The sequence below is a fragment of the Pandoraea soli genome (assembly GCF_902459595.1).
GTDB lineage: Bacteria > Pseudomonadota > Gammaproteobacteria > Burkholderiales > Burkholderiaceae > Pandoraea > Pandoraea cepalis.
Map to the genome: position 1 here is coordinate 107,238 of NZ_CABPSG010000001.1, position 12,738 is coordinate 119,975.

Genomic DNA, 12,738 nt, shown 5'->3' on the forward strand with positions numbered 1-12,738 from the left:
GATCAGGCGCCGGTGTTGTCGGCGGCGTCGGGGTTAGGCAACGTCACACGCACATGCAAGCCGTGCGGCGGAGTCGGGCTGGCATCCGCCAGCGTCACCTGACCGCCGAGGCGGTCGACGATCGCGCGCACGATGGCGAGGCCCAGGCCCGTGCCTTCGCCGCCGTGATCACGGGCTTCGCGTTGGTCGCTCGCGCGGTAGAACGCATCGAACACGCGCTCGCGCTTGTCGGCGTCGATCCCTGGTCCCGAGTCGATCACGTCGATGACCACCTCGGTCGCCGTGGCCGACAGACGCACGCCGACGCTGCCGCCCGCGGGCGTATAGCGCACGGCATTGCCGACAAGATTGCTCAGCAGCGTGACAATATCGCGTTTCGCTCCCGTCACGCGCAGCGTGGGGCGGCCGGGCGTTGCCTGAGACGTATCGACCAGGTCGAGCACGATCTGCTTGCGGTCCGCCAGCACGAACACGTCTTCGAGCGCTTCGTGCACGGCGGGCAGCAGCGTGAGCGGCGTGGCGGCGACCGTCGGGGCGCTCTGGGCTCGCGCGAGGGTCAGCAACTGTTCGAGCAGCGCGCGTGTGCGGCGCAGCCCGCTCTTGAGCTTGGTCAGACGATTGCGCGTCTCGGTATCGAGGGGCACCGGATCGAGCGCCCGGTCGAGGTTCTCGGACTGAATTACCAGGGCGGTCACCGGCGAGCGCAATTCGTGCGCGGCGTCGGCCACAAACCGGCGCTGCTCGTCGAGCGCCTTGGCGAGTCGCGCCAGCAGACGATTGATCGACACGATGAACGGCTCGATTTCCGTGGGCGCGTCTTGCGCGTCGAGGCCGCGCAAATCGGTATCGCGCCGAATGTCGACATCGTCGGCCAGCCGCTGCACCGGCCGCCATGCGCGGCGCACCGTCACGACGATGGCGCCGATGAGCAGCGGCACGAACCCCACGAAGGGCAGCGCGGTGCGAAGTCCACTGTTACGGGCGATCTCGTTGCGACCCTCGGTTGGCTGGGCGACGACGATACGCAGCTCCGGCTCGATAGTGCGCACGAAGGCGCGCCAGGTGTGGTCGCCCGTATTGACCGTGTGAAAGCCGTCGGCCAGCGTGACCGGGAAGCTGCCGCCGAGCCGCTGTACCGTGAGACGGTAGTCGTGATCCTCGACCGGCAGGCCATGCATGGCGCTGTCGGCCTCGGCGAGATTGCGCGTGTCGACGAGCGCGGCGAGTTGCAGCAGTTGATCGTCCTGGAAACGGTAGGCCTCGCGAAAGGCCGCCGCGTACGAGACGAAGCCCGCGACGATGGCCAGTCCCAGCGCACAGGCCGAGAGCGTGACCACCAGTCGCGACTGCAGCGAACGCATCATGATCATGGCTTGGGCACCAGCCAGCCCGCACCACGGATATTGCGGATGACGTCCGCGCCGAGCTTCTTGCGAATGGAATGGATCAGGAAGTCGATCATGTTGCTTTCGATCTCTTCGCCCCACCCGTAGAGGCGGTGCTCCAGCGCGTCGCGCGAGAGGATCGTGCCCGGGCGCAGCATCAGCGCGTGCAGCAGGGCGTACTCGCGTGCGGAGAGCACACACTGGTTCTCGCCGTAAGTGGCCTGGTGGGTGGCGGGATCGAGGACCAGCGCGCCGTTGGTGAGCACCGGAGCGGCAACGCCCGCCTGCCGGCGGATCACGGCGCGCATGCGCGCAAGCAACTCGCCCACCTCGAACGGCTTCACGACGAAGTCGTCGGCGCCCAGATCGAGCCCGTGGATAATGTCGTCGGCACCGTCGCGGGCCGTCACTACGATGATGGGCGTGCGTCCACCCGCCGTGCGGTGCGCCTGCAGCACCTCCCAGCCGTCGCGCCCGGGCAGGCCGAGGTCGAGCAGCATGAGGTCGTAGGCGTGCGCGGCCAGCGCCGCCAGGGCGGCGTCGCCGTCACGACACCAGTCGGCCGCATAAGAGGCGTCCTTGAGCGCCTGCATCATGGCCTCGCCGATCATGGTGTCGTCTTCTACGAGCAATATCCGCATGGTTTTCCGAACGCTTCCCGACGTCGCCCCAAGGACGAACGCCCAATACCCCGCCAGTCAAGCAGGACGGCACGGGCGCACGATAGCGCGCGAGAATTAGGAGAAACTTAGTCCGCGGCGAGGTGCGTCCGCGCGACTATGCCATGCAAACCGTTAACCAATCAATGACTTAGCAAGGTTTTTTCACGTAACCTCGCCACGGCGGGACCGCATCGGCTTTGTTCTGAGGCATCGCTGACGCCGGTTGGCGTCGTTTCACCGCGGATCGGGAGACAAATACGGCGCCCCAACGCCAGCGGGCCGGCGAGTGCCGGCCCGCTGGCGTTTGAAATGATTGTCTGGCGGCAGATCGAACCCTCTCGAACCGTTTCGCCGGGAGGCCGCTTACTGAGCGCGCAGTGTCTTTGCCGCCGCCACCATGTTCTGCAGTGCCGGAATCACTTCCGCCCACTGGCGCGTCTTCAGGCCACAGTCGGGGTTGACCCACAGACGCGAAGCCGGAATGCGCTCGGCCGCCTTGCGCATGAGCGACACGATGTGCGCCTGCGTCGGGATATTCGGCGAGTGGATGTCGTAGACGCCCGGTCCGATTTCGTTCGGGTATTGGAACGAATCGAAGGCATCCAGCAGTTCCATGTCGGAGCGCGATGTCTCGATGGTGATGACATCGGCGTCCATGTCGGCGATGGCGGCGATGATGTCGTTGAACTCCGAATAGCACATATGCGTGTGGATCTGGGTGTCGTCCCGCACGCCGTTCGCGGTGATGCGAAACGACTCGACGGCCCAGTCCAGATACGTTTGCCATTGCGCGCGGCGCAGCGGCAAGCCTTCGCGCAGGGCTGCCTCGTCGATCTGGATCACGCGCACGCCGGCACGCTCCAGATCCAGCACTTCCTCGCGAATCGCCAGCGCCAGTTGGTAGCACGACACCGAGCGGGGCTGATCGTCGCGCACGAACGACCAGTTCAGGATCGTGACCGGCCCGGTCAGCATACCTTTCATCGGTTTGCGGGTCAGCGATTGCGCGTACCGGATCCACTCGACGGTCATGGCCTTCGGGCGGCGGATATCCCCGAACATGATGGGCGGCTTCACGCAACGCGACCCGTACGACTGCACCCAGCCGAACTGGCTGAAGGCGTAGCCGTCAAGCTGCTCGCCGAAATACTCGACCATGTCGTTACGCTCCGCTTCCCCATGCACGAGCACGTCGAGACCGAGGGCCTCCTGTTCGCGCACGCTGCGGGCGATTTCGGCCTGCATCGCGGCGACATAACCGGACTGATCCAGTTCGCCGGCCTTGAACTGGCGGCGCGCAGTACGGATTTCGGACGTTTGCGGGAACGAGCCGATCGTCGTGGTCGGATAACTCGGCAGGTTCAGCGTGGTGGCTTGCTTCTCGGCGCGCACGGCGTACGGGTGCTGACGTCGGCCCAGCGACGCTTCGATCTTCGCCACCGCGGCCTTGACGGCCGGATTGTGGACGCGCGGCGAGGCGCGACGGCTGGCGATGGCGGCGGCATTGGCGGCCAGCTCGGCGCGCACGGCGTCGCGGCCTTCGTTGATGGCGCGCGCCACGATTGCGATTTCGGCGAGCTTCTGTTTGGCGAAGGCCAGCCATGATCGGATTTCGGCATCGAGGTTCTGCTCGCTGTCCAAATCCACCGGCACATGCAGTAGCGAGCACGACGGTGCGACCCACAGGCGATCGCCTAATGCCTGGGCGACCGGCTCCAGCCAGTCCAGCACGGCGCTCAGGTCGGACTTCCAGATGTTGCGGCCGTTGACCACGCCAAGCGACACGACCGTGTCGGGGGGCAGGGCGTCGATGACTTTGGTGACTTCGCTCCGGGCGTTCACGGTATCCAGATGCAGACCGTCGACAGGCAACCCGCAGACCAGCGGCAGATTCTCTTGCAGTTCGCCGAAGTACGTGGCGAGCAGGCGCTTGACCGGGGCGGCGGCGAGCGCCGCGTATGCTGTCTCGAAGGCGCGTTGCCATTCGGTGCCGAGTTCGGTGACGAGGATCGGCTCGTCGATCTGCACCCATTCCACGCCCAGCGCAGCGAGCGTCTCGAGCAGCTTCAGGTAGACCGGGAGCAGGCGCGGCAGCAGGGCGAGCTTGTCACTGTCGTCCTTGGCCTTGCCGAGCCACAGATAGGTGACCGGGCCGATGATGACGGGCTTGACCTTCACACCGGCAGCGCGGGCTTGTGCGAGTTGTCCGACCAGACGGGACGCGTCGAGCGCGAATGTCGTGGCGGCCGAGAATTCGGGGACGATGTAGTGATAGTTCGTGTCGAACCACTTTGTCATTTCCCCCGCGGCGACGCCGCCGCAGCAGGCATCGTGCGCTTCGGCGCCATGGGCCGACCGGCCGCGGGCGACGCGGAAGTAGTTGTCCAGCGCGTCCCCGTGGAAGCCTTGCACGCGCTCGGGCAGATTACCCAGCGTGAAGCTCATGTCGAGGACGTGGTCGTAGAACGAGAAATCGCCGACGGGTGCCAGATCCAGGGCTGCTTGATCGTGCCAGTGACGCAGGCGTAGCGATGCGCCGAGCGCCGTCAGATCGTCGCGCGACGATTGCCCTTTCCAATACGCTTCCTGACCGAATTTAAGTTCACGCTTCGCGCCAATGCGCGGAAATCCCAGATTGTGTGTCTTTGCCATGGTCTCTTATGACGCTTGCCGCCAGATGAATGAAATCGTGACGACGATCATAGAGATTCCGCTTCATGAATGAAAATGGTCTTATTTTGTATTAACGTTAATTATTTTCATGTTCAAGATTCGGCTGCCACAGCGTGCGCGTAGGACATCGTTCATCCCGCGGAGGAGGGCGAGCGTCGTTGAACGACGGAGATGGCCGCGCAGCACTCAGACGCTCGGGCGGGGCGCCTGGGAAAAATGCAGGCCGAAGTCGTGGAGGGACGAGACGCTGGCCGATGGTGAACCGGGCGGATTCGATGGTACGCTCGTGCGGAGTCTGTCCGCCCCTTGCCTTCGCCAAAGTCATGAAGAAACGTGAATTTCTCGCCAGTGTCACGGCACTTGGTGCATCGGCCCCTGTGCTCGCCAAGGCGACCGTTACGCCGGGATCGTCCGCGACCACGCCGCTCGTCACGATCAGTGGTGCTATCGGTCATCACAATCGCGGCGCGGTCGATCCCGCGCTGGATCAACTTTTTCACAAGCAACTGGTGAAATTCGACACCGCGTATGCGTTCGACTTCGGCATGTTGACGCGCCTGCCCGCGCAGACCATTCGTCCGACGCTGGAATACGATGCCCGGCCGCACACGCTGCGAGGCCCACGCCTGATCGACGTCCTTGCGCAGGCGGGTGTACCCGCCCATCCGGCGACGCAGGTATTGTTGCGCGCGATCGACGGGTACATCGTCGCGACCACGCTGGCGCAGTTGCGCGAGTATCGCTTCCTGCTCGCCACCCATCTGGACGACAAGCCGCTTGCGCTCGGTGGATTGGGGCCGCTGTGGGCCGTCTACGACCCGGCCGCGATCCCCATGCTGGCGGGCAAACCCCTCAGGGAGCAGTTCGCGCTTTGCCCGTGGGGCATTTATCACATCCAGATCAACGCCGTCCCCTGAACCCTGCCCGCGTTGGGGCGGGCCCGTCCGGTCAGGAAGCGTCGGTGCGCAAGGTGGGGCGACGCAGGGTAAGGCGTCTCGCGATGCGTCCGAAGGCGCGGAGTTGTTGCGCCATCACGCCCATACCATAACGGCGCGAACGGCCTTCGGGGGCGGGAAGTTGGTCGCGAATGCCGGTCGGCTCCACGGCACGCTCCCAGGAGGCGGTACGGAATACCATGTCCCACCAGGGAACCAGCACGCCGAAGTTGCAGCCGTACCGGGTGCCTTCGTGCCCGTAGCCGATGGCGTGATGACGACGGTGAAACGTCGGGCTCACGATCAGACGTTCGAGGACAGGGCCGTACGGTAGCCGTGCATTCACGTGCTGCACGCTCTGCAAGAAATTCCCCACTGCCACGAGCACGACGTATTGCGCGGGTTGCACGCCGATGAACAGCGCAATCGACGCAAAGAAGGCGGCTTGCAGCATGATGTCGAGGAAGTGGTTGCGGTCGTCCGTCCACATCGACATCTGCTGCTGGCTGTGGTGTACCGCGTGCAGTTCCCACCAGACCCCGAAGCGATGCTGCCAGCGGTGATACCAGTAGCCCGCGAAGTCGAGCACGATCAGGTAGAGCAGAAACGACACGAGCGGTTGATCCGTCACGCCCGGGTACAGGCCGTCCAACTGGACGTTCGGCAGCCCGTGGATCACCATCTGGCTCTGCAACGCGCTGAAAACGGGTTGCAGTACCAGGAAGAAGAGCAGATTGAGAATGCCGAGCTTGGCGATCCACGTGTAGATCACGTCGGCCCGCACCTGGCGGCGATCCTGCCACTGTTCGACCGGGCGCAACGCCTCGAGCGGACGCAGCAGGGCGTACGTCACGCCGATCTGGAAGACACCGACGAGCACCCAGTACAAGGCGTCATAGATGTCGTCGGCGTAGCCCATCAGGTTGAAGTGGAACAGCAGCGGCTGCACCCCACCGACGTAGACGAGCGTCTGCACAGCGGCGATGCCGCTGTCTACGAAGTTGATGGCTTCCTGAATCATCTGGGGTCTCGTCAGTCCGGATTCGGCGAAAGTACGGGCGCGCGATCAGCAAAGAAAATACCATGCGGCGACCGGTTGACGGCGATTCGGTCGATGAGTTTGCGCGTCGTCAGGTCGATCACCCCCACGTGACGCGCAAACCGGAATGTCACCCAAAGATAACGCTTGTCGGCGGACAATTCCATATCGTCCGGCCCAGGCATCAGGCCGGTGATATCGGCCACCTTGGTCAGCGACTCGTAATCGAGAATGCTGATCGTGCTCTCGACACGGTTGCTCACGGCGATGTGACGGCCATCGGCGAGCGAGCGGAAGTTGTGGGCGCCGCGTCCCGTCGGTATGCGTTTGACGATCTTCTGCGTGCGCCAGTCAACCACGGCCACGTCGTCTTCCCCTGTCATGCCGACGAGCAGGTACTTGTCGCCCGGCGTCATCCACAGCCCCGCGGGCGTTTTGCCGAGCGCCATGCGCCACTTCACCGTTTGCGTTGCAAGGTCGATGGCGGCCAGCTCGCCCGTGTCCTGCACCGTCACGAACACCGTCTTGCTGTCCGATGTGAAGGTCATATGGCTGGGCGTCCTGGCCAGCGGAATGCGCTTGGCGATCGAGAAGTTCTGGCCGTCGTAGTGGTAGACGTCGAGCCGGTCAAGGCGCAGTGCCGTCGTGACGAACCATTTGCGGTCGGGCGAGAAGCCGAGTTGATACGGGTCTTCGATGTCCGCGACCTGACGTTGCAGCTTGCCGGTGTTCGGATCGAGGAACATCAGGCTGTTCGAGACCGAGTTCGCCACGATCAGCGAACGCTTGTCCGGCGTGATCATCAGGTGATGCGGCTCCTTGCCCGTTGGCATGGTGCCGACGACTTTGTGCGACGCCTGATCGATGAGGGAAAGCTGGGCTGCGCCGGAATCGAGCACGATGACCGTGCCGGCATGCGCGGACGAGAGCGGGAGCATAGCGGCGACCAGGGCCGAAAGTGTCGCCACGGTGCGGACACGGCCGGTCAGCCGGGAAAACTTGAGAGAGAACGCCATGAGAGCCTGGGGTGGGGCGTAGAACAGTAACGCAGGGCCGGTAAGCCATGCGTCGATTCCTTCGTTAAACGCGCCACGTGCCCGGCGCGTTGACAGAAAAATGGGACGAGACGGGACGAAACACGGCAAAACGGGATGCCGCAGTCCGATAAAACTCATCCGCGCTCCCCAAGCTCATTGGTTCACGGCGCGTCTTGTCAGGCGGAAGGCGCATCGGCGGGCGCCACGCCGTCCCAGGTTTCCAGCAGGACGAGCGCCTCGCGCGTCCAGTCCAGCCAGCCTTGCTCATAACGCACGCCGAGCAACAGGATGTGCCGTTGCAGGGCGGTTTCGCGCGTCAGCGGCGTTTGAGGGGGAAAGTCGCGCGTCTCGATAGCCCGGTAGGCGGCGAGCTTTTGGGTGTGGAGTGCCGCGCGGCGTTGCAGTTCAGGCTGCAGGCCAAGCGGCCCGATGGCGGCATCCGCCCGCAACCGCACCATCAGGTCGTCGCGCAGGTCGGCGGGGGCCGTCGGGGTGGCCGCCCAAGCGAGCAGTTCGTCGCGACCGGCGTCGAGCACGCGATAGATGCGCTTGCGTGTGCGCCCGCCGTCGGGCGCGGCCATGGAGTCAATCCAGCCGGACGCCTCCATGCGGGCCAGCTCCCGGTAGATTTGTTGATGGGTGGCATGCCAGAAAAAGCCGATCGACTTATCGAAGCGGCGGGCAAGGTCGTACCCCGAGGAGGATTTCTCCAGTAACGAGGTCATCAGGGCGTGGGCAAGCGGCATGTCCGGCAGTGTAGGGACTCTATTTCTACTATGCAACCCGTTGCATAGTGCGCGACAGCCCCTTAAAATCGCTCTCGAACTATGCAACCGGTTGCATCCATCGAAGCCGCGCGAACGACGCGGCCTGTGCTTGCCGGGAAGTGACCTCCGAAACCCACGGCCCCCGCCGAACGATAAGTGAGACAACGATGAGCGCCTATCCCCACCTGATGCAGCCGCTGGATCTGGGCTTTACGACCTTGCGCAACCGTGTGCTGATGGGCTCGATGCATGTCGGGCTCGAAGAGGCACGCAACGGTTTCGCCCGCATGGCAGCCTTCTACGCGGAACGGGCGCGCGGTGGCGTGGCGTTGATGGTGACGGGCGGCATCGCCCCGAACGACGCCGGTCGGCCCTACGCGGGCGGCGCGAAGCTCAGCACCGAGGATGAGGCGGACAAGCATCGCGTGGTGACTCAGGCGGTGCATGCGGCCGGGGGCAAGATCGCCTTGCAGATCCTTCATTTCGGGCGCTACGCGTACCATCCCGACCTGGTCGCGCCCAGCGCATTGCAAGCGCCCATCACGCCCGCCAAGCCGCGCGAACTGACGAGCGACGAGGTCGAGGCGACCATCGACGACTTCGTCAACTGCGCCGCGCTCGCGCAGCAGGCCGGATACGACGGCGTCGAAATCATGGGGTCCGAGGGGTACCTGATCAACGAATTCATTGCGGCGCGCACCAACCATCGCACCGACGCCTGGGGCGGCAGTTACGACAACCGGATCCGCTTCCCCGTCGAGATCGTGCGCCGCGTGCGCGAGCGCGTGGGGCGCGAGTTCATCATCATCTACCGCCTCTCGATGCTCGACCTGGTCGAAGGCGGGTCCACCTTCGAGGAAGTGGCGCAACTGGCCCGCGCGGTCGAGGCGGCCGGGGCGACGCTGATCAATACGGGGATCGGCTGGCACGAAGCCCGCATCCCGACGATCGCCACGAGCGTGCCGCGCGCCGCATTCGCATGGGTCACCGGCAAGCTCAAGGGGCACGTTGGCATTCCGCTCGTCACGACCAACCGCATCAACATGCCGGACGTGGCCGAACGCATTCTCGCCGACGGCGAAGCGGACATGGTGTCGATGGCGCGCCCGCTGCTGGCCGATCCCGAGTTCGTGAACAAGGCGGCGGCCGGCCGCGCCGAGGCCATCAACACATGCATCGGCTGCAATCAGGCGTGTCTCGATCACACGTTCAGCGGCAAGATCACCTCATGCCTGGTCAATCCTCGCGCCTGTCATGAGACGGAACTGCGCATCGAGACGGCCGGACGCACGCGTCGTGTGGCCGTCGTCGGCGCGGGCCCCGCAGGTCTGGCGGCGGCAACCGTCGCGGCGCGGCGGGGACACGACGTCACGCTCATCGAAGCCGATGCCGAGATCGGCGGGCAATTCAACATGGCCAAGCGGATTCCCGGCAAGGAGGAGTTTTTCGAGACCCTGCGCTACTTCCGTCATGAACTGGATGCCACGGGCGTCAAGGTGCAATTGCACACGCGTGCGACGGTGGCGTCGCTGGTCGACGGCGGGTACGACGACATCGTGCTGGCCACCGGGGTCGTGCCGCGTCGGCCTGCTATCGAAGGACTGGATCACCCCAAGGTGCTCAGTTACATCGATGTGCTGCGTGGCGGGGCATCGGTCGGCAAGACCGTCGCCGTGATCGGGGCAGGTGGCATCGGCTTCGACGTGGCCGAGTTTCTCACGCAAGCCGGCGAGAGTGCCACGCTCGTGCCGGCGAAGTTCTACGCGGAGTGGGGCATCGACCCGGCCTACGCGCATGCCGGCGGCCTGCGCCCTCCAGTGCCGCAGACGTCGCCTCGCAAGGTCTACCTGATGCAGCGCAAGACCTCGAAGGTGGGCGACGGACTGGGTAAAACCACGGGATGGATTCACCGCACCGCGCTCAAGCATCGCGGCGTGGAAATGATCCCCGGGGTGACCTATCGCCGGATCGACGACGACGGCTTGCACGTCACCATCGACGACACGCCGCACGTACTCCCCGTCGATAACGTAGTGCTGTGCACTGGACAGGAGCCTTTGCGCGAATTGGCCGACGGCCTTCGGGCGGCCGGTGCGCGCGTGCATGTCATTGGCGGGGCCGATGTGGCGGCCGAACTCGACGCCAAGCGCGCGATCCAGCAGGGCACCGAGGTGGCGATCGACCTGTGACGGTGCCGGGCGGGCGCGAGCGGCGCCGGATCGTTGTGCGACAATGGCGTCTCGTCGATTTCGGCCGCTCTTTTTTCGTCCGCCGGCGTTGTCGCAATGCCAAAGCGTGGGCGCCAAGTGCCGGGCGTCACGTGTCCGAGGCACGCTGCGGATTGCCGTCGTCACGGCAGCGTCCGAAGCGGCCCGCGTGGGAGCCTGAACCGTGTGGCCGACGGTCTCATCGTCCATGAAGCGCACGTTACTCTCCACCGTTTCGCTCGCTGGCCGCCTTCGGTGGCTGAATCTCGCAGTCGTCTGTGTTGTCGTCATCCTTTGCGGCAGTTTGCTCACCTGGACTTGGGGAACGTATCAGCGCGCCAGCGACGCGTCCCTTGCCCTTGAGGCCTTGCGTGCCACGCTGCTCGCGATGGAGAAGGCGTCGGCGGAACGCGGGCCGGCCAATGCCGTGCTGGGCGCGGATCTCCCACTTCCCGACGCATCGGTCATTGCGCTGCGCAATGCCCGCGAGGCGACCAACGCGCGTCTGCAGGAACTGCTGTCTGCGCTCTCGACCGATCGGTGCGACGCCTGCGGCGGCAGCTTGCGGATCGTCGAGCGCGCGCGCCTGGATCTCGCGGCGGCCAGCGCGAACGTCGACCTGTTGGTGCAACGTCCACGCGACATGCGCGGCGACGCGGCCGTGCGCGATGCCGTCGATCGCATGATCCGTGTCATCCCCGAGTTCACCTCTGTGGCATCGTCGCGCATCGACGTGATTTCGCGAGGCGCACCCGATGCGCTTCACTACGTCGTTCTGGCGCGACTGGCGGCGGATCTGCGCGAGTTTGCCGGTCAACTCGGCTCACGCTTCACCGCGGCGCTCACCACCGGGAAGCCGCTCGCCGAGGTCGATCAGCGCGCGATTGAACGCACGCTCGGGCGCGTCGAGCAATTGCACGACATGATCGCCGCGCGCATGATCGATCCCCCTGAACTCAGCCCCGAGACACTTGACGCCCTGAACACCCAGTACTTCGCCGCCGGATTGCATTATGTGGCGACGGTGCGCACGCTGGCCAGTCAGCCCCAACCCGTTGCGCCAACCACGGCCGAGTTTGCGCGCCAATACGTGCCGACGATGCGCGCGATCACCGACTTCCGCGACAACATGCTGACGCTGGCCCAACGCAAGGTCGACGCCCGCGCCGCGCTCGCGCTCAAGTGGTTGATCGTTTCGGCAACCGCTGCGATCACGCTGGTGCTCGGGATGATCGTTGCGTTGCGGAATTTGCGCCGCAGCGTGGTGCAACCGTTCGAGGCGGCAACGCGTTTCGTCGAGGCGCTGGCGCAGGACGATCTCGACGCGGCGGTGCCGGGCGACGACATGCCGAGGCAACGTCCGCAGGTGAGGGCCGTGTTCGATGCGCTGCGCGTACTCAGGCTCAACGCCCTCGAATTACGGCAATTGCGGCGCGATCGCACCCGGTTGCAGAGTGAACTGGAAATGAGCGGGGACACGGACCCGCTGACGCAACTGATGAACTGGCGAGCGTTCGAGCGGCAGGCCCAGGCACTGTGTGCGATGCCGTCGCCGGGGTTGGTGGCGTTGATCAAGCTGGATATCGACAACTTCACGCAGATCAACGCGACCTGGGGACACGGTGTCGGCGACGATGTGCTGCGCCGTGTCGGCGCGGTGTGTCTGAACACGTGTCAGCCGGGGGATGTGGTGGCGCGGTTGGGCGCGGACGCGTTCGCGATCGTGGCCCGTGTGCTCGCCCCGTCTCGCGCGCAGCAATTCGCGGAACTGATGCGCGGGCGCATCGAGGCCACCACGTTGACGTTGCCGAACGGCGAAGTCGTGCCGCTGACAGCGAGCGTCGGCATAGCCATCGACGATCCGACGACGTTGGGTGCGACGCGGGTGTCCAGCGGTGGGCCGGCCAATGTCTCGGCACTCTTGAGTCAGGCAGAGCGCCAGCTCGACGCCGCGCGACGGGCCCGTCGGCGCACCATCGAGTAGGGCGCTTCGTATCACGTCAAGGTCCGCTCGTCGCCCAGCCAACGTCGCA

9 protein-coding genes are annotated in these 12,738 nt (G+C 65.2%); 3 read left to right on the forward strand and 6 right to left on the reverse strand.

Features of this window, described 5'->3' with window-relative positions:
• Positions 1-2: 2 nt before the first annotated feature.
• From PSO31014_RS00415 to metE, 3 genes are all read right to left on the reverse strand, one after another.
• Entirely contained in the window at positions 3-1,370 is a 1,368-nt protein-coding gene (locus tag PSO31014_RS00415) for a sensor histidine kinase (protein WP_150549799.1), read from the reverse strand.
• Positions 1,367-2,026, reverse strand: a complete 660-nt coding sequence (locus PSO31014_RS00420; protein ID WP_150549800.1) for a response regulator transcription factor — start codon at positions 2,024-2,026, stop codon at positions 1,367-1,369. Before PSO31014_RS00420 ends, PSO31014_RS00415 begins: the two co-directional genes overlap by 4 nt.
• 384 nt (positions 2,027-2,410) lie before the next feature.
• Positions 2,411-4,699 (reverse strand): 5-methyltetrahydropteroyltriglutamate--homocysteine S-methyltransferase, encoded by a 2,289-nt coding sequence (gene metE / locus PSO31014_RS00425; protein ID WP_150549801.1) that lies wholly within the window; start codon positions 4,697-4,699, stop codon positions 2,411-2,413.
• Positions 4,700-5,043: 344 nt separating this feature from the next.
• Here metE and PSO31014_RS00430 point away from each other — a divergent pair, with 344 nt between their 5' ends.
• Positions 5,044-5,637 carry a putative pterin-binding protein gene (locus PSO31014_RS00430; protein WP_150549802.1) on the forward strand — a complete coding sequence of 198 codons (594 nt, stop codon included), beginning with the start codon at positions 5,044-5,046 and terminating at the stop codon, positions 5,635-5,637.
• A 31-nt stretch (positions 5,638-5,668) separates the two neighbouring features.
• Here PSO31014_RS00430 and PSO31014_RS00435 read toward each other — a convergent pair whose 3' ends face one another.
• The 3 genes from PSO31014_RS00435 to PSO31014_RS00445 all read right to left on the reverse strand — a co-directional run bounded on the left by PSO31014_RS00435 (position 5,669) and on the right by PSO31014_RS00445 (position 8,477).
• The gene (locus tag PSO31014_RS00435) at positions 5,669-6,676 is read right to left on the reverse strand and encodes a sterol desaturase family protein (RefSeq protein ID WP_150549803.1); all 1,008 of its coding nucleotides are present in this window, start codon (positions 6,674-6,676) and stop codon (positions 5,669-5,671) included.
• An 11-nt stretch (positions 6,677-6,687) separates the two neighbouring features.
• Complete coding sequence (locus PSO31014_RS00440) at positions 6,688-7,710, reverse strand: YVTN family beta-propeller repeat protein (RefSeq protein WP_150549804.1); 1,023 nt, start codon at positions 7,708-7,710, stop codon at positions 6,688-6,690.
• A gap of 197 nt (positions 7,711-7,907) precedes the next feature.
• Positions 7,908-8,477 (reverse strand): PadR family transcriptional regulator, encoded by a 570-nt coding sequence (locus PSO31014_RS00445; RefSeq protein WP_150549805.1) that lies wholly within the window; start codon positions 8,475-8,477, stop codon positions 7,908-7,910.
• A 188-nt stretch (positions 8,478-8,665) separates the two neighbouring features.
• Between PSO31014_RS00445 and PSO31014_RS00450 the strand changes: the two genes are divergently transcribed.
• A complete protein-coding gene (locus PSO31014_RS00450) occupies positions 8,666-10,687 on the forward strand; it encodes an NADPH-dependent 2,4-dienoyl-CoA reductase (RefSeq protein ID WP_150549806.1) in 2,022 nt (673 codons plus the stop codon).
• Positions 10,688-10,913: 226 nt separating this feature from the next.
• Positions 10,914-12,689, forward strand: a complete 1,776-nt coding sequence (locus PSO31014_RS00455) for a GGDEF domain-containing protein (RefSeq protein WP_150549807.1) — start codon at positions 10,914-10,916, stop codon at positions 12,687-12,689.
• The last annotated feature ends 49 nt before the right edge of the window (positions 12,690-12,738 follow it).

Coding starts and splice junctions, on each gene's coding strand:
- PSO31014_RS00415 (WP_150549799.1), bottom strand. CDS start 1,370: ATGATCATGATGCGTTCGCTGCAGTCGCGACTGGTGGTCACGCTCTCG.
- PSO31014_RS00420 (WP_150549800.1), bottom strand. CDS start 2,026: ATGCGGATATTGCTCGTAGAAGACGACACCATGATCGGCGAGGCCATG.
- metE (WP_150549801.1), bottom strand. CDS start 4,699: ATGGCAAAGACACACAATCTGGGATTTCCGCGCATTGGCGCGAAGCGT.
- PSO31014_RS00430 (WP_150549802.1), top strand. CDS start 5,044: ATGAAGAAACGTGAATTTCTCGCCAGTGTCACGGCACTTGGTGCATCG.
- PSO31014_RS00435 (WP_150549803.1), bottom strand. CDS start 6,676: ATGATTCAGGAAGCCATCAACTTCGTAGACAGCGGCATCGCCGCTGTG.
- PSO31014_RS00440 (WP_150549804.1), bottom strand. CDS start 7,710: ATGGCGTTCTCTCTCAAGTTTTCCCGGCTGACCGGCCGTGTCCGCACC.
- PSO31014_RS00445 (WP_150549805.1), bottom strand. CDS start 8,477: ATGCCGCTTGCCCACGCCCTGATGACCTCGTTACTGGAGAAATCCTCC.
- PSO31014_RS00450 (WP_150549806.1), top strand. CDS start 8,666: ATGAGCGCCTATCCCCACCTGATGCAGCCGCTGGATCTGGGCTTTACG.
- PSO31014_RS00455 (WP_150549807.1), top strand. CDS start 10,914: ATGAAGCGCACGTTACTCTCCACCGTTTCGCTCGCTGGCCGCCTTCGG.